Origin of the sequence: Gilliamella sp. G0441, assembly GCF_050589305.1 — a bacterium.
Classification (GTDB): Bacteria; Pseudomonadota; Gammaproteobacteria; order Enterobacterales; family Orbaceae; genus Gilliamella.
This window is the reverse complement of sequence record NZ_JBNRJF010000001.1, coordinates 293,330-311,326: the sequence shown is the minus strand read 5'-3', so window position 1 is coordinate 311,326 and position 17,997 is coordinate 293,330. Positions and strand designations below refer to the sequence as shown.

The 17,997-nt window shown below is 34.5% G+C and carries 15 protein-coding genes; 10 read left to right on the top strand and 5 right to left on the bottom strand.

Features of this window, described 5'->3' with window-relative positions; genetic code table 11:
- Positions 1-26: 26 nt before the first annotated feature.
- The gene (locus ACKJXD_RS01330) at positions 27-1,076 is read right to left on the bottom strand and encodes a LacI family DNA-binding transcriptional regulator (protein WP_430875309.1); all 1,050 of its coding nucleotides are present in this window, start codon (positions 1,074-1,076) and stop codon (positions 27-29) included.
- A gap of 176 nt (positions 1,077-1,252) precedes the next feature.
- Here ACKJXD_RS01330 and ACKJXD_RS01325 point away from each other — a divergent pair, with 176 nt between their 5' ends.
- The 3 genes from ACKJXD_RS01325 to dnaB are packed head-to-tail and all read left to right on the top strand — an operon-like array spanning position 1,253 to position 4,504.
- Positions 1,253-2,257, top strand: coding sequence for an aspartate-semialdehyde dehydrogenase (locus tag ACKJXD_RS01325; RefSeq protein WP_220215429.1), 1,005 nt, complete (start codon positions 1,253-1,255; stop codon positions 2,255-2,257).
- Positions 2,244-3,035 carry a tRNA pseudouridine(38-40) synthase TruA gene (gene truA / locus ACKJXD_RS01320; protein ID WP_220215428.1) on the top strand — a complete coding sequence of 264 codons (792 nt, stop codon included), beginning with the start codon at positions 2,244-2,246 and terminating at the stop codon, positions 3,033-3,035. The genes ACKJXD_RS01325 and truA overlap by 14 nt, the downstream gene beginning before the upstream one ends.
- A 59-nt stretch (positions 3,036-3,094) precedes the next feature.
- Complete coding sequence (gene dnaB, locus ACKJXD_RS01315) at positions 3,095-4,504, top strand: replicative DNA helicase (protein WP_430875392.1); 1,410 nt, start codon at positions 3,095-3,097, stop codon at positions 4,502-4,504.
- Positions 4,505-4,559: 55 nt separating this feature from the next.
- Here the strand turns inward: dnaB and ACKJXD_RS01310 are convergent, their stop codons facing one another.
- Genes ACKJXD_RS01310 through ACKJXD_RS01295 form a run of 4 tightly spaced genes read right to left on the bottom strand, consistent with a single transcriptional unit; the run spans position 4,560 to position 8,044 of the window.
- Positions 4,560-5,411, bottom strand: coding sequence for a metal ABC transporter permease (locus tag ACKJXD_RS01310; RefSeq protein ID WP_430875308.1), 852 nt, complete (start codon positions 5,409-5,411; stop codon positions 4,560-4,562).
- Positions 5,408-6,277 (bottom strand): metal ABC transporter permease, encoded by an 870-nt coding sequence (locus tag ACKJXD_RS01305; protein ID WP_430875391.1) that lies wholly within the window; start codon positions 6,275-6,277, stop codon positions 5,408-5,410. Before ACKJXD_RS01305 ends, ACKJXD_RS01310 begins: the two co-directional genes overlap by 4 nt.
- Entirely contained in the window at positions 6,258-7,169 is a 912-nt protein-coding gene (locus ACKJXD_RS01300; protein ID WP_430875307.1) for a manganese/iron ABC transporter ATP-binding protein, read from the bottom strand. The genes ACKJXD_RS01305 and ACKJXD_RS01300 overlap by 20 nt, the downstream gene beginning before the upstream one ends.
- Positions 7,166-8,044, bottom strand: coding sequence for a metal ABC transporter substrate-binding protein (locus ACKJXD_RS01295; protein ID WP_430875390.1), 879 nt, complete (start codon positions 8,042-8,044; stop codon positions 7,166-7,168). The genes ACKJXD_RS01300 and ACKJXD_RS01295 overlap by 4 nt, the downstream gene beginning before the upstream one ends.
- A 627-nt stretch (positions 8,045-8,671) precedes the next feature.
- Here ACKJXD_RS01295 and tssB point away from each other — a divergent pair.
- The 7 genes from tssB to tssH all read left to right on the top strand — a co-directional run bounded on the left by tssB (position 8,672) and on the right by tssH (position 17,995).
- Positions 8,672-9,172: a type VI secretion system contractile sheath small subunit gene (tssB, locus tag ACKJXD_RS01290; protein ID WP_220215422.1), complete on the top strand. Its 501-nt coding sequence runs from the start codon at positions 8,672-8,674 to the stop codon at positions 9,170-9,172.
- Positions 9,173-9,236: 64 nt separating this feature from the next.
- On the top strand, positions 9,237-10,766 hold the full coding sequence (tssC, locus tag ACKJXD_RS01285) for a type VI secretion system contractile sheath large subunit (RefSeq protein WP_220215421.1): 1,530 nt from the start codon (positions 9,237-9,239) through the stop codon (positions 10,764-10,766).
- A gap of 48 nt (positions 10,767-10,814) precedes the next feature.
- Positions 10,815-12,167 carry a type VI secretion system baseplate subunit TssK gene (gene tssK / locus ACKJXD_RS01280; protein ID WP_220215420.1) on the top strand — a complete coding sequence of 451 codons (1,353 nt, stop codon included), beginning with the start codon at positions 10,815-10,817 and terminating at the stop codon, positions 12,165-12,167.
- Between the two features lie 8 nt (positions 12,168-12,175).
- Complete coding sequence (gene tssL / locus ACKJXD_RS01275) at positions 12,176-12,841, top strand: type VI secretion system protein TssL, short form (protein WP_294825805.1); 666 nt, start codon at positions 12,176-12,178, stop codon at positions 12,839-12,841.
- Between the two features lie 12 nt (positions 12,842-12,853).
- Positions 12,854-14,599 (top strand): OmpA family protein, encoded by a 1,746-nt coding sequence (locus tag ACKJXD_RS01270; RefSeq protein ID WP_294825803.1) that lies wholly within the window; start codon positions 12,854-12,856, stop codon positions 14,597-14,599.
- A 48-nt stretch (positions 14,600-14,647) separates the two neighbouring features.
- Positions 14,648-15,136: a type VI secretion system tube protein TssD gene (gene tssD, locus ACKJXD_RS01265; RefSeq protein WP_220215417.1), complete on the top strand. Its 489-nt coding sequence runs from the start codon at positions 14,648-14,650 to the stop codon at positions 15,134-15,136.
- Positions 15,137-15,208: 72 nt separating this feature from the next.
- Positions 15,209-17,995, top strand: coding sequence for a type VI secretion system ATPase TssH (tssH, locus tag ACKJXD_RS01260; protein ID WP_430875306.1), 2,787 nt, complete (start codon positions 15,209-15,211; stop codon positions 17,993-17,995).
- Positions 17,996-17,997 lie beyond the last annotated feature (2 nt).

Sequence of the window (17,997 nt, the reverse complement as noted above, 5' to 3'; positions counted from 1 at the left end):
TATTCAATATTATATTTCAACTAGCATTAATTAATAAAAATGGATTCGGTTTCTACAAGATGATATTGCAATGATGAAGGACAATTATGTTTAAGAATGTCACAGAGTAAACTGGCTGCTTCCTGTCCCATCTTATATAAAGGTTTATAAATTCGACTAAGTTTATCCAACTCATTATATAGACGATCTTTGGAATGATTAATATAAGTGATAGTGAAAGGAGTAGTTAATTGTTTTTTACTTTCATTCACTTGATCTAATATCCCCATAACCGGAGCAAAAGGTTGTTGAAAATCTTTCAGTTCATAAAATTGTTCATCCGTATAATTTAAATGAATATTATCAGTACAAATTATAGCGGTAGGTGGTTTATTGCTTTCAATTAATTTTTTAATTGCTGAACGACCCTGTTCGTAACTAAAGCAATGATGAATAAGATAATTAGGATCAAATTCAATATTAGCTCTTAGCAGAGCTTGCTGGTAACCTTGTAAAAAGAGTGACGAACTGATTTTATTGCTATCATTTAAAATAACTGCGATTTTTTTATGTGACTGATGAACTAAATATTGAGTAATATTAAAGGCTATTGTTAAATGATCGAAATAGAAACATGTAAAATCAAGTGAAAAATGGTTAACTAATATCATTGGCGGTAATGTCGTTTTATACTGCACAAGCTTACTTAAATAAGCGGCATCATTGATGATAATAATGCCATCGAAAAGGTTTTGTGTAACATATCTGATTAAATGATGAATATCATTTTTATCATCATAAGGGAAACGTAAATAGAAAAATTTATAGCCATTTTGTTTTAACCTGTTTTCTACCCCTAAATTAATTAAACTCCTAGAGAAAAACTGATTATCGATAATTAATATTTTTTTATTTTCGGGGATTGTATGAATGGGTTTAAGATATGTAGAAGTATCAATGTTCAATTTTTCAATAGTTTGATAAACACGAGATTGAGTTTCAGGAGAAGTTAAATTTGGTGTATTTAAGACTCTGGAAACCGTAGCAATTGATACATTAGCTTGTTTTGCAATGGTCGTTAATGTTATTTTCTTCATGTTAATAGTGTCAAAAAAGTTATCTATGAATTACTCTAATGCTTATCAATGATTTTGTAACTCAACAAAAATAGATTTATCGATCTATCTTCCAAAAATAATCACTCTCTTTTTCGGCTACTTTTATTAATAAAGTGATATAATCATCATTAACTTTTATCTGATTGGGTTTATATATGTCAGCATGGAATATTGCCATTGTGGGTGCAACTGGGCAGGTTGGTTCTGCACTAGTTGATTTATTGCAACATCGAACGATTGAAATTGAACATCTTTATCTGGTAGGTAGTGATAATAGTGAAGGTGAAATAGTTCGTTTTGCCGGTAAAAATTTAACTGTAATTGAATCTTCAAAAATGGATTGGAGTCAATGCCATTTTGCTTTTTTTGTAGCAGGTGCAAAAATTAGCGAAAAATATGCACAACTTGCTGCACAGTCTGGTTGTATAGTGATTGATGCTAGTGGTTATTTTGCCGATCAGGATCATATTCCACTCATCGTTCCACAAGTAAATAATAATGTATTAACTGAATATCGTAATGAGAATATTATTGCAGTTGCAACTGCCCCAGTTGCACAGTTATTGCGTTGTGTAGCTTCATTGACAGACATTGCGTTACTGACTAATTTACATATGACGAGTTTTATTCCTTCTTCTCTGTATGGGAAGCCTGGAGTGGATGAATTAGCCGGTCAGAGTGCACGCTTATTAAATGGAATGCCTGTTGAAAATGCATTATTCGATAAACAACTTGCGTTTAATTTGTTGCCCATATCGCATGAACTTGATGATGTGACATTTGGTGAAAAATCACAGATAAATCAAATTCGTAAGGTTATAAACAATTATCAATTACCTATCTCTACTGAATCGATAATTGTTCCAGTATTTTATGGCTTAGCTCAATCTGTGAATGTGTCTAGCAGTTTACCTATTGAATTAGATGTAGGGCGTTTTAGTGAGTTTGGCGTAGAAGTTCAAGAAGATGATCTACCCACTCCAGTTACCGAAGTTAATACAGAATCAGAGACTAATTTGACAATTAAACTATCTAATTTAAGACACAGTTATGGTCATTATGAACAAATTCAATTCTGGTCTGTTGCTGATAATATCCGATATTTAGGTGGATTAATGTTAGTAGAGACACTAGAGATCCTCATCAATGACTATCTCTAAAGTTGCTTTAGGAATTGAATATGATGGAAGTGGCTATTTTGGCTGGCAACGTCAATCATCGGTTGATTCGATCCAAGAAAGGTTAGAGAACGCCTTATCAATCATCGCAGATGAGCCGATAGCCATTTTCTGTGCCGGTCGAACAGATGCCGGCGTTCATGCAACCGGGCAAGTTATTCATTTCGAAACTAAAGTTGAGCGATCTCAGAGTGCTTGGACAATGGGCGTTAACTCTCATTTACCTGCAAATATAGCAGTAAGATGGTCTCAATCTGTTTCAGAAAGCTTTCATGCAAGATTTAGTGCAACAGCTCGACGTTATCGTTATATTATTTATAATCATCGTTATCGACCTGCTATTTTAGCCAATGGGGTATCACATTATTATTTACCCTTGGATGAAGCTTTAATGCATCAGGCAGCTCAATATTTATTAGGTGAAAATGATTTTTCATCATTTCGGGCTGCACAGTGCCAATCATTAACCCCTTGGCGAAACATTCATCATATTAATGTGACCAGACAAGGCGAATATGTGATTGTCGATATTAAAGCTAATGCTTTTGTCCATCATATGGTACGTAATATTGTTGGAAGTTTAATTGAAGTTGGTTGTGGTAATAAAAAACCTGAATGGATTGATGAGCTTTTGCATATGAAAGATAGAACGCAAGCGGCAGCAACAGCAAAACCTGATGGTTTATATTTAGTTCAAGTGGATTATCCAGTAGAATATCAAATACCAAATCTTAGATTAGGTCCCTTATTTTTAGGCTAAATAAAAAGGTTTAAATACGAATTAAATTAACAAAGATGAATCTAATGAATACTGATGAAATCATTACCAATAAAGAAGGTAATAATCAAAATGTGAAAAACTCCAAACTACATAGTTTGAAGTTACCACCCCATTCAATAGAGGCTGAGCAAGCAGTGCTCGGTAGTTTAATGCTTGATAATCAGCGTTGGGATGTTGTTGCTGAAATGATAACTGAGCGTGATTTTTATTCACGCCATCATCAGCTCATTTTTGCTGAGATGCATATTTTAGTCGGTAAAGGAACACCTATAGATTTAATAACACTTTCAGAAAGTTTAGAAAGTAAAGATCTGCTTGCCGACGTAGGGGGATTTGCTTATTTAGCTGAATTATCCAAAAACACCCCAAGTGCGATTAATGTCGTGGCATATAGTGATATCATTCGTCAGCAAGCGATTTTACGTGAACTAATTAGCGCATCAAATGAAATTGCGGATAACTGTTATTCTACAGAAGGGCGAGATAGTACTGAAATTTTAGATTTAGCTGAGAGTAAAATATTTCAGATAGCGGAGAGTCGAACTAAACAAGGAGAAGGCCCTAAAAGCATAACTGAAGTATTAGAAGCAACCGTTGCAAAAATTGAGGAGCTTTTCCAGCGTCCACATGATGGCGTGACAGGTGTTTCTACCGGTTTTCTTGATTTAGATAAAAAAACGGCTGGATTACAACGCTCCGATCTTATCATTATTGCTGCACGTCCATCTATGGGAAAAACAACTTTCGCTATGAACCTGTGTGAAAATGCCGCAATGATGCAAGAAAAGCCAGTATTGATATTTAGCTTAGAGATGCCTTCAGAGCAAATTATGATGCGGATGCTTGCCTCTTTGTCTCGTGTAGATCAAACACGGATTAGAACAGGGCAATTAAAAGATGATGATTGGGCTCGTATTTCAAGTACGATGGGGTTACTACTTGAAAAGAAAAATATATATATTGATGATTCATCAGGCTTAACGCCAATGGAGTTGCGATCAAGAGCGCGACGCATATATCGTGAACATAAAGGTTTGAGCATGATTATGGTCGATTATTTACAGTTGATGCGTGTCCCTAATATGTCTGAAAACAGAACCTTAGAAATTGCTGAAATTTCACGTTCATTGAAGGCGTTAGCTAAAGAATTACAAATCCCCGTTGTTGCGCTATCACAGCTTAATCGTAGTCTAGAACAGCGAGCTGATAAACGACCGGTTAACTCGGATTTACGTGAATCTGGCTCCATTGAACAAGATGCCGACGTAATTATGTTTATATATCGTGATGAAGTATATAACGAAGCGTCTGAACATAAAGGCATTGCTGAAATTATTTTAGGTAAACAGCGTAATGGCCCAATAGGTAAAGTTAGATTAAAATTCCAAGGTCAATTTTCACGCTTCGATAATTATGCTGATTCCAGTAAATATATGGATGATGAATAATCTGTTTATTAATTTTAAAAAGTTATAGTGTAATTGTTTCAATTTGACAATTACACTATTGCGATAATTTCATTTTCATTGCGATTCTGTTTTCTGTGAATCGATAAATTTGAGCTAATATAAAAATAATGGCTTGTAAAATGACGATGCAGGCACTGGTGGAAGCATCAAGATAATAACTAATAAATGTTCCTAAAACCGTAGAAAAAGCGGAAACAATAACAGCAATAACTAACATCCATTCAAAGCGTTTGCATAATAAAAAAGCAGTAATACCCGGTGCAATTAGCATAGCGATAACTAAAATAACACCAGCAGCTTTAAGTGATCCAACGATAGTTAATGCTAGAATACTTAACAATCCGTAATGTAAAAGTTTGACTGGTAATCCCACCACTTTAGCTTGTATAGGATCAAAACAATATAACATCAGATCCCGCCGTTTAATTATTAGAATTAATGAAACAATGATAGCGATTAATAAAATTTGTTTTAATTCATTATAGCTGGTACCTAATACACTACCGAATAATATATGATTTAAATGTTGTGATGTATCAACTTTGGAAAATAGAACTAAACCAAAAGCAAACATTCCTGAAAATACAATACCCATTACGGTATCTTCTTTAATGCGACTATTCTCTTTGATATAGCCTGTTGTAATTGAACAAAGCAATCCCGAAACGAATGCACCAATGATAATAGGAATTCCCATCAAAAAAGCTATTACAATACCCGGTAAAACTGCATGTGAAATTGCATCCCCCATTAATGACCAACCTTTTAATACTAAAAAGCAAGAAAGTAATGCACAGACAATACCGGTAGCCAGCGCAGCTATTATAGCTCTTTGCATATGAGGTAACGTAAATGGGTAGCAAATATAATCCCATAAAGCCATCATGATTGTGTTCTCCCTATTAATCGATTTTTTCTGACTCTAAGACGATTAGCAACTAAGCCTTGCTGAGGAGCAAACAGAAAAACCATAATAAAAATTAAAGTTTGCAAAGTGACTATCACACCACCTGTTTCGCCATTAAGAAAGTAACTAAACCAAGCGCCAATAGCACTAGTTAATGTACCAATTATTACAGCAATAATCAGTAAATGAGAAAATCGATTTGTTAATAAATAGGCGGTTGCACCCGGAGTAACAACCATCGCAATAACTAAAATGGCTCCTACTGTTTGTAATGCAGCAACAGTACACGCGCTTAAAATAGTAAAAAATAGGATTTTTAATTGAAGTGGTTTTAAGCCAATTGATCTGGCATGGGTTTCATCAAAAAAAACAACCAATAAATCTTTCCAGAAAAAAAAGAGTAAAGTAAAAGAAACTAATATAATTATTTGAACTTGCCACATATCACTATCATCAATTCCCAGTATATTACCAAATATAATTGTTTGAGCATTAACTGATGTTGGATTTAATGAAATGATTAATAATCCAATAGCAAAAAATGTGGAAAAAATAAAACCAATTATTGCATCTTCTTTTAATCGAGTAATGGCACGAACTAAAGTAATTGATAGTGCAGCAAGTAAACCGGTAAAAAAAGCGCCGATAGAGTAGGGAAGCCCAAGAGCATAAGCACCTGCCACTCCAGGTACAACAGAATGTGATAGCGCATCCCCCATTAATGACCAACCTTTTAACATCAAAAAAGCAGATAAAAAAGCACATGCAGCACCAACAATGCTACTAACCCAAATAGCTTTAAACATAAAGTTGTAAGCGAAGGGCTCAAGTAAGATTTCCATTATTGCTGTCCTTTTGGTTACAGGTATGATGATCAACCAGTAAATTTTGATGAAGGGCATCATCACCACTCTCACCGTAAAATATAGCTGCTCTTTCATCATCGGTTAAAATGGATACTTTGCGTGGGTCCTCGTCTTCATGCAGTTGTTCACCCGATAAGCTCAAATATCGAAGTGCTCCGCCAAAAGTCTTCATTAGATTTTGTGGCGTAAAAGTAGTTTCTGTAGGACCAAAAGCTAAAACAGTTTGGTTGATAAGCACTACTTGATCACAAAAATCAGGTACACTTCCTAAGTTATGTGTTGAAACCAAGATAAGATGCCCATCTTCACGAAGTGATTTAAGAAGATCAATAATTGCATTTTCTGTTTTTACATCGACTCCAGTAAAAGGTTCGTCTAAAAGAAGGACTTTTCCTTGTTGTGCTAAAGCTCGGGCTAAAAATACTCGCTTTTTTTGACCTCCAGAAAGCTCACCGATTTGTCGATTTTTGTACTCAAGCATATCGACACGCTGTAGCGCAATATCAACTTGTTTTTTATCCTCTTTACTTGGTATACGTAAAAAAGACATATGCCCATAACGTCCCATCATCACCACATCAGAGACTAACACAGGAAAATCCCAATCAACTTCTTCTGTTTGTGGTACATAAGCAATAATATTTTTCTTCAATGCTTGTTTGATAGGCATATTATTGAATAAAACCTTACCTTTGGTAGGTTTTACCATTCCCATAATGCTTTTGAATAAGGTAGATTTACCACTACCGTTGACTCCAACAAGCGCACATATTGTTCCTTCACCTAAAATAAAGCTTGCATTATGTATGGCTGTATGACCGTTATTATAAGTTACGGTTATATCATTAATGTCTAAACAAATTTGACTCATGGTTTTTCAAACCCCTCAACGATTGTTTCAACGGTAACTTTTAATAAATCGATATAGCTTGGAACAGGGCCATCTTTAGTTGACAATGAGTCCACATATAACACACCGCCATACTTAGCGCCCGTCTCTTTACTTACTTGTTTAGCTGGTTTATCCGAAATAGTACTTTCACTAAAAACAACCGGAATGTTATTTTTACGCACAGTATCAATCAGATTTTTAACTTGTTTAGGTGTGCCTTGTTGCTCAGCATTAATTGGCCACAAATACGCTTCTTTAAGATTATAATCTCTTGCCAAATAACTAAAAGCCCCTTCACTGGTGACTAACCAACGTTGTGATTCTGGAATTTTAGCTAAACGTTCTCTTAGTGGAGCATCTAAGGCTTTAATTTTTGCTATATAGCTTGCTGCATTTTTATTATATATATCCGCATTTTTAGGATCATATTTGACAAAAGCAGCACGAATATTTTCAATATAAGTCAAGGCAAGTGTTGGGGACATCCAAGCGTGTGGATTCGGATTACCTTTATAACTTCCTTCTTGAATTGGCATCGGTTCGATACCCTCAGTTACCACAACCGCAGGTACATCTTTGATATCTTCAAAAAATCTTTTGAACCACAATTCTAAATTTAATCCATTCCATAAGATCAAATCAGCTGAAAGTGCTCTAGTAATATCTTTAGGTGTGGGATCGTACTCATGAATTTCCGCCCCCACTTTAGTTATTGATTCAACAATTGCTGCATCTCCAGCTACATTTTGTGCAATATCTTGAATCACAGTAAATGTTGTCACAACTTTAAATTTTTTTTCTGATGCTATAGCTGAGTCAGTGATGCCAATAAAAATGATTAAAGATGTTAATATTAAATTTAATAATGATTTGCGGTTATTTAAAACATTTAATTTCATTGACGACTCCTTTTGTGTATTGCATAACCAGTATCTATCTGATTAAGAAAATTGGTTTTATGATATTTGCTTTTTTTAGCTAATTTTCCATCATAAATCTTTATAAATTAGTTCAAATATAGTGTGCTGCGATAAAACAATCAGACAATGTTGAGTAAAACTTTAACGCTAATGAGAATTATTATCATTTAATAGTGGGATGTCAATTTTTTTATATCTATTTTATACTGATTATTGCTTAAGTTTGCTTACAAATTTTATCAAAAAACAATTTAATTTATATAAATTTACAACTATTTAAGCGATAGATGATGCTGTTATATAGGTCATTTTAGCACTCAATTTTTTCTTATTTATTCAAGCATAACATAACAGTCCATTATTGCTGTTCAATAAATGCTCATGTGATTATTTACAAAAGTCGGTCAAAAACTTTCTGCTATTTGGGTTATTCAACTAAATTATTAAAATTGAATAAATAAATTTAATACTTAAGATTGTAATTTATCCTTGATTCGTGTACTTTATTAGCAACTTAAGATTGAGTGAATTTCAATCTTGAAAGGAAATATAGGAGAAAATATGTCAAACAGTTATCAAAAAGAAGTTCCTGCTGCACGTGTAAATATTAGCTTAGATTTGCACACTAACGGGGCTAGTAAAAAGGTTGAATTACCACTCAAAATTTTATCTGTAGGTGATTATGGTCGAGGAAAAGACAAGCGTTCACTTTCAGATAAGCAAAAAGTATCGGTTGATAAGAATAATTTTGATGCTGTATTGAATAACTTTAATCCAGAAGCAAAAATTACAGTGCCAAACAAATTAGCTGATGATGGAAGTGAAATCTGTGTAGATTTATCTTTTCAGTCAATGAACGATTTTACACCAGAGCAAGTAGCAAAAAAAGTACCTGAACTTCGTTCTTTACTTGCAATGCGTAATCTTTTAAAAGATCTAAAATCGAACTTGTTAGATAATGCGACTTTTCGCCGTGAGCTTGAAAAAATTGTGAAGGATGAGCAATTATCCGATGAACTTCGCGCTGAATTAGAGTCAATCGTTTCTGAAAGCAATAAATAATAACAAATAGATCATATCGTTATAAATGGATATAAGGTTATTAAAATAATTTAGAGAAAAAGTAATGAACGTACAATCACAAAACAATGAAAATAAAACTGTATTGGAACAAAATAATAGTGTTTATGAATCGCTATTTGATAAAATAAATTTAAATCCTATCAAAACAGCTAGTGAAATTGAAAAATACCAAGACAATGAAGTTCTATTTGAATCATCTCAAGATGAACGTGTCACTATGGCAATCAATATTTTACTTCAATTGATTCAAGGTTCATCACAAAAAATCGAAAAATTAGATAAACATTTATTAGATTACCATATTAGTCAAATTGACCAAAAAATAAGCCGTCAACTTGATGCCATTATGCACAATGAAACGTTCCAAGAGATAGAATCAACTTGGCGTGGATTAAAATTCCTTGTAGATCGTACTGATTTTCGTCGTAACGTGAAGATTGATCTTCTAGACGTTTCAAAAGAAGAGCTTCGCCAAGATTTTGAAGATGCGCCAGAAATTAATCAAACTGGTTTTTATCGTCATACTTATATTCAAGAATATGATACTCCGGGTGGTGAACCAATTGGGGTGACTATTTCAAATTACGAGTTCGATCGTAGCCCACAAGATATTGCATTATTAAGAAATGTATCTAAAGTTGCTGCATCTGCTCATATGCCTTTCATTACGTCAGTGGGCCCTAAATTCTTTGGTAAAGAAACAATGGAAGAAGTGGCTGCAATTAAAGATATTGCCAACTATTTTGACCGTGCTGAATTCACTAAATGGAATAGCTTCCGTGAAACTGAGGATTCTCGTTATATCGGATTAACTTTACCTAGAGTGCTTGCTCGTTTACCTTATGGCCCTGACACAATCCCAGTTCGCAGCTTCAACTATATTGAAGATGTGAAGGGATTAGACCATAACAATTATTTATGGGCTAATGCTTCTTATGCTTTTGCAGCTAATATGGCGCAAAGTTTTGTTCGTAATGGTTGGTGTGTTCAAATTCGTGGGCCTCAATCAGGAGGACTTGTTGAAGACCTTCCTATTCATCTTTATGATTTAGGAACCGGTAACCAAATGAAAATCCCAACAGAAGTCCTTATTCCGGAAACACGTGAATTTGAATTTGCAAATTTAGGATTTATTCCTCTTTCGTTCTATAAAAATCGGGATTATGCTTGCTTCTTCTCAGCAAATTCTGCACAAAAACCGGCTCTTTATGATACTAAAGAGGCGACTTCAAATAGCCGTATTAATGCACGTTTACCTTATATTTTCTTATTATCACGTATAGCTCATTATCTAAAAGTGATTCAACGCGAAAATATCGGTGCAACAAAAGATAGACGAATGTTAGAACTTGAACTTAATAAATGGGTTAAAAATTTGGTTACTGAAATGACGAATCCAAGTGATCAGGTTCAGGCGTCTCATCCATTAAGACAAGCAAAAATTATTGTTGAAGATATTGAAGATAATCCAGGCTTTTTCCGTGTTAAAACATTCTTAGTTCCTCATTTCCAAATCGAGGGAATGGATATTAATTTATCAATGGTATCACAAATGCCTAAAGCTAAAGAATAAGCTTAAATTTTAGTTGATTAATATCTAAAAATAGGAGTGTTTAAACAGATGAAAATTTTTCGTCCATTGTGGAGCGAAGGTGTATTTTTGGCACCTCAACAGTTTCAACAACAAGCGTTATGGGATCAATTTTCTTCTCAAAAATTAGCTGCCTTTTCGATAGCTAATCCGTGGGGAATTGAAAGCTTAGTTATTGATACTCAAGCTCTTACGGTTGATCGGCTACAAGCCGATTCAATCAGTATGCGGTTTTCTGATGGTGTTTTAATTAATACCAATGTCGCAGATAGATTACCTGAAGCACGGATACTCAATAATGAAATTCCTATGGACCTTGATGAAGTTACGGTCTTTGTTGGTTTACCATTATTACAAGCTAATGGTGGAAACTGTTTACAAGACAATCAATCAATTGAACGACCATTACGTTTTAGAAAAGAATGGGTAGAAGTTCCTGATTTATTGGGTAAAAATGTTGAAACAATGGCCGTTGAATATTATGCTTTAACTTTTTTATTTGATTTTGAGAATCATAGCGATTATTTAACCTGTCCTATTGCACGTTTGAAACGCGATTTAAATGGGCGATTTGTATTGGATCCTGATTATCTGCCACCGATGGTAAATTTATTTACCCAAAGTGGAACCCTTGTAAAAGAGTTAGAGCTTCTATGCCTTCAAATGAAAGCTAAACGTCAGCATTTGACTGGAATGCGTCATGAACGTAATCAGCAAATAGCCGAATTTGCTACCGCGGATGTCTCTCTATTCTGGCTTTTAAATGCGTTGAATACATTTGAACCGCAACTTAAATTTCTTCGTGATAATCCTTCAATTCATCCCGAAAGACTTTATGAAACACTAACATCTTTAACCGGTGCTTTATTGACATTTTCGCTAACCAACGATGTAGATGGTATCCCTGCGTACGATCATACAAAACTCAATGATGTTTTTCCTCCTCTTTTTGGATTAGTTCGTAATTTATTAGAAGAAAGCTTACCATCAAGAGTAATCAAAATAGATCTTGTACATGATAAAGATACATTATGGACAGGACGATTGAATGATTCACGTCTTACCGAAGATGCTGATTTTTATCTTTCGGTACAATCAAGTATGCCTGGTCATCAATTACAATCACGATTCCCAATCTTATGTAAAGCTGGTGCACCTGACGATGTGAGACAAATTATTCATTCAGCATTATCAGGTATACCGATTAAAGCATTAAGTCATGTGCCTGCAGCGGTTCCTGTGCGATTAGATAATCAATATTTTGCTCTCGATCTTTCTCATAGTGCAGCAAAAAATATGTTGCTTGCTCGGTGTTGTGAATTTTATGTACCACGTGCAATGCCTGATATTACATTAGAATTATTTGCTGTATTGCGTTCATAGGGCGAGTTATGAGTTTAGAATCGAAAAATATTATTATCGATGAATTATTACGAGATCCAATTCTAGTTGTCGTGCAATTAAAAGCAAAAGCAGATATACCTTCTGGGCATAAACTGTATGAGCTTTGCAAACAACATGTCTCAAATGTACGAGAACAATTATTAAACGCTCAGTATAGCCAAGACATTATTGATGATATTAGCTATGCTTTATGTGCTTTGTTGGATGAAGCTGTATTGCTATGTCATCGTGATAATCCCAAAAATCAGGATTATGACGAATGGCTAGGTTCACCATTGCAAGTTATCTATTTTAATACTCACAATGCAGGATACGATTTATTTGAAAAAATTCGAGCGCGTTTAAAGGCTGATAGAAAAGAAGGAATTGTTTTAGCCTGTTTTGATAGAGTTTTAGGATTAGGTTTTCAAGGTTATTATCTAGATAAGCCTCAAAAAGAGAGGGAAGAACTTATTTTAGCATTACGTGAAGCCCTTCGTGAATATGAACCTGAACAGTCTTACCCTATTATTCAACAGACAAAAAGTAATCGTTTTAGGGGCAGAAAGGCGATTTTGTTAATTTGTACTTTAGTATCAATTATTTCGATATTTATTCTTTATTTTGTTTTAGATAATCAACTCGATAAATTGGTTACACAACTTGTTGGTTAAAAAAGGTTCAGCATGAGCGATTATCCTAAGCGTATTCAAATTATTTATGCTCTCATTTTAAGCTTATTGTTATTGTTTGTATTTTTACAAATTACAATTGGTTGGAAAATAATAGGAGCTGTATTAGCTACAGTTATAGCTACTGGTTTGCTGTGGAAAATGCAACGCTATAGAAAAGTCGTTGTTAAATCAACAAAAAACGTCCAATTTCTAGACGAAAAACTTGAGTTATTACCTGCAAGACAACGTTATCGCTTGCCTATTTTGTTAGTCACAGGTAATGCTGCAAAAGATTTTTTCCCTGAAAATTTATCTCTTGCTGACTCTAATATACTTATTTCTTCTGAAGCAGTATGGATATATGTCGATGAGTTTTCGCATTTGCCGATTGTATATGACTCACTGGTTGCAAAATGGCCGGACATGTTAGGACGAGTTGGGATTTTTCTTGCTTTAAATCCAGAAGTTGAAGAAAAGAAAGGTTTATTTATAGCTAAATTACAAGCATTTCGCCAGTCTTGGGTAGATACTTGTCGAATAGCTAAATATCAAATGCCAGTTTATGTTTCAACGCATGTTGGACTTAATGATCTAATTTATGATGAAAATAATCCATTGCCTGTCCATTGGTTTCAATCAGAAAAACACAAATTATATGTTTTAGATCATTCTTTATCACCTATAGACAATTGGGTTAATGATATCAAAATTCCTCATCATGAAAGAGAACGTAGATTACGACTTCGTCCTTTCCTTCAAGAGACCCAAGAGTGGATTGAAGATGTAATATTAAAAACGTTGTCTGATAATAAGCAACCAATTGCTAAATGTATTCCAACAGGAATTGCTATCTATCCTATTAATAAAACTATGGTAAACGGCAATTTGGTGCAAAAGCTATGGGAAGATGCGACAAGTTTATCTTTACCAAAAACACATAATATACAAGAAGGGATCACGCCACCCGATCCTCTAGTTAAATTCATGCCGATTGCTTATCCTTTTTCTCCAATTATCACGATGATATTGGGTTTAATCATAATTACATCGCTATTTGTAATGGGGGGAATGGGGGCATCTTATTGGAATAATGTTAAATTTATTGAGCAAATACAGAATGATATTAATGATTATCATTCTATTCCAATGGATAACTATGATAATAAAAAAATAGCGTTAGACATATTGCAAAATGATAAAACAATGCTTAACCAATACTATACTAAAGGTGAGCCTATTCGTCTTGGTATGGGACTTTACCGTGGTTTACAGCTAGTCGAGCCATTAAATAATGCAATGCGAGACTATGTTTCTAAACCAATTGTTACTCCACAACCTATAGTTGTTGTACCAAAACCACTTCCACCAATTCGGTTAGATAGTATGGCATTATTTGAAAGTGGACAATCAAGTCTGAAAGCGGGTTCTGAAAAAACGTTAATTAATGCATTAATTGAAATTAGAAAACAGATAAAGGCTAACCCTCAAACCGGCTGGCTAATTATTATAACTGGTCATACTGATTCAGTTGGTGACGATACTAAAAATTTACATTTATCGTTTAATCGTGCAATGTCTGTTCGTGACTGGATTTTGAAGAATAGTGATATACCTGAAGCTTGTTTTGCTATACAAGGTCATGGGGCAAAAGAACCTCTGGTAGATAACAGTACTCCCGAAAATCGTGCAAAAAATCGGAGAGTTGAAATAAATTTAGTTCCTCAAACATCAAATTGTATTTTGGTGAATGAAAATTAATAAAACAAATCAAAACAAAACAAAACTAAACTAAAAAGGAGATAAACAATGGCTATTCCAGCGTATTTGTATTTAACCGACGAGCAAGGTAAACCTATCAAGGGTTCTGTAAGCATTAAAGGGCGTGAAGATAGTATTGAAGTGCTTGAATTTAATCATAAAATTCATATACCTGCTGACAGTAACACAGGTAAATTAAAAGGTACACGTAATCACCATGCACTAGAAATCGTTAAAGAAGTTGATGTTTCATCACCTTATCTTTATAGAGCCGTTACTTCAGGTCAACTTTTGAATACTGTCAAAATCGATTGGTATAAAATTGGTAATGATGGTAAAGAAGTACCATACTTTAAGACTGAATTGTTCGGTGTAAAAGTTATTTCTGTTCAAGGTGAAATGTACAATATTAAAGATCCTTCAAAAGAAGTATTCAATCATTTAGAACGTGTTGAACTTGCTTACGAAAAAATTACTTGGACTTATCTTGATGGCAACCATACCCATACTGATAGTTGGGAAGAATCAAGAGGTTAATTTGAAAGCAAACACAGCCCAATTAATTTGGGTTGTGTTTATTTATGATGGAATTTATAAAAGGAAATAGTGATGGTTACTGATCCCTCTGTTTTATTAAGAAGACTGAATTCGTTTTGTGCTAAATCCTTAGAGGCAGCTGCCGGGTTATGTCAAACGCGTGCACATACCGAGATTACACTTGAACATTGGTTATTAAAATTACTAGAACAAGGTTCAGGTGATATGACTATTATTGCAAGACATTATCAGTTTGATATGGATAAAGTCTGGACTGGTTTACTTAAATATCTTGATGCATTGCCTCATACTGTGAATACAAAACCAAGTTTATCGCCAGCGTTGATTGCTGTATTACAATCAGCCTGGTTAAAAGCGTCCTTAGAAGATCACGAAGATGTGATACGCTCCGTACATATTATGCAAGCATTACAAGATATGCCGCATTGTTTAAAAGCACAGGATGCTTGGCAATTATTAAGTGTCTCTCCTATTTCATTACAAAAAATGAGAGCAAAATTAGATGAAATATCAGATGAAAGTCCTGCTAACCAATCAAATTATAATTCGGAATATTCTGAGGGAGCATCCGAACATTTAGATATCAGTTCTGAATCCGAGTCTGATTCACAAAATAAGATTGATAAAAATAAAATTTCGCAAAAACACCTACAGGCAGCATTGGATCGTTTTACAGAAAACGTTACTGAAAAAGCTAAAGCTGGAAAAATAGATCCTGTTTTTGGTCGTGATATTGAAATTAGACAGATGATTGATATTTTATCTCGCCGTAGAAAAAATAATCCAATCTTAGTCGGTGAACCAGGTGTCGGAAAAACAGCTTTGGTTGAAGGATTAGCACTTCGTATCGCAGAAGGAAATGTCCCAAAAAGCCTAGAAAATGTTTGTATATTATCATTGGATCTTGGCTTGCTTCAAGCTGGAGCAGGTGTAAAAGGAGAATTCGAACAACGTTTAAAAAATGTTATCGATGGCATCCAACAATCACCAACACCTATTCTCCTCTTTATTGATGAAGCACATACTATTATTGGTGCAGGAAATTCTGCTGGAGGCGCAGATGCGGCGAATTTATTAAAACCAGCATTAGCCCGAGGAGAATTACGAACAATTGCTGCAACGACATGGTCAGAATACAAACAATATTTTGAAAAAGATGCCGCTTTAGAGCGTCGTTTTCAAATCGTGAAAGTTGATGAACCCGATGATGAAAAAGCATGTTTAATGTTACGAGGATTAAAATCTCGCTATTCAAAACATCATGGTGTTCACATTTTAGATGAAGCTGTCAAAACAGCTGTTGCGCTGTCAAGGCGCTATATTAGTGGTCGACAATTACCCGATAAAGCAGTTGATTTATTGGATACTGCATCGGCACGCGTGCGAATGGGACTTGATACAATTCCGGAATCGATAACTTTACTTGAAGCAAGCATAGCTGCATTGAAAATAGAGCAGAAAGCTATCGATGAAGATTTAGTATTGGATAAGCATTTATCGACCGATCGAATTAAAGAAATTGATGAAAAGTTAAATCAATTACAAAATCAATTAACGATTAAACAATCACAGTTTGAAAAAGAGAAAGCATTAATTGAAACTTTGATTGAATTACGCCAAAAACAGGTAGATGAACCTGCTGATGCTAAACTACTTAAAGAATTGGATGAAACTCAGCAACAGTTAAAAGATTTACAAGGTAATACACCATTACTTTCACTTGATGTAGATAGTCGCACGGTATCCTCTGTTATTTCGGACTGGACAGGCGTACCTTTAGAAAGTCTATTAAAAGATGAACAAAGTCATTTACTTTCTTTAGAAGATGATCTACGTCAGCGAGTCGTTGGTCAAGATAATGCCCTGCATGAAATTGCAAAACGCATTCGTGCAGCTAAAACAGGATTGACTTCAGAAGATGCACCAATGGCTGTATTTTTACTAGTCGGAACATCAGGTGTGGGTAAAACAGAAACCGCATTAGCTTTAGCGGATACATTATTTGGTGGTGAGCAATCTCTTGTGACGATTAACATGTCAGAATATCAAGAAGCTCATACCGTTTCACAGTTAAAGGGATCTCCACCGGGTTATGTTGGCTATGGTCAAGGCGGGGTATTAACCGAAGCTGTACGTAAACGACCATATAGTGTTGTATTATTAGATGAAGTTGAAAAAGCACATCGTGATGTTATCAATCTATTTTATCAGGTATTTGACCGTGGTTTTATGCGTGATGGTGAAGGTCGTGAAATTGATTTCCGTAACACCTTGATTTTAATGACCTCTAATTTAGGTAGTGATGAATTGATGGCGCTTTTTGAAGAAATGCCAGATGCTGATGTAGTAACTCAACAAGAGTTATTGCGTCCTATTATTCGTGAGCATTTTCAACCTGCATTACTTGCGCGTTTTCAAACTATCATTTACACACCACTTGGTGGTGAGGCATTACGCAAAATTGTTGAAATTAAGCTTAATAAAGTTGCAAAACGGTTACAAAAACATTATAAAATTGTGTTTAATGTGGGCGAAAAACTTTATGATACGTTGGTTTCAGCTTGTTTATTACCTGATACCGGGGCCCGCAATATTGACAGTATTTTAAATCAACAAATTTTACCTGTGGTATCAAATCTGTTATTGCAAAGAAATCCTGTCAGCAATGGTGAAATACCAACATTAATTCTTGATTTCGACGAATCAGAGGGTATTGTGTTGGAATGGGCAACAGAAGAAAACAAAAATAAATTATCAAAGGCGAAAACAGCCAAAAGTAAGCCGGAAGGTAGTGAAAAAAATAGCAAGAAAAAAGAATCTAAAAAATCCAAAGAGTAAAT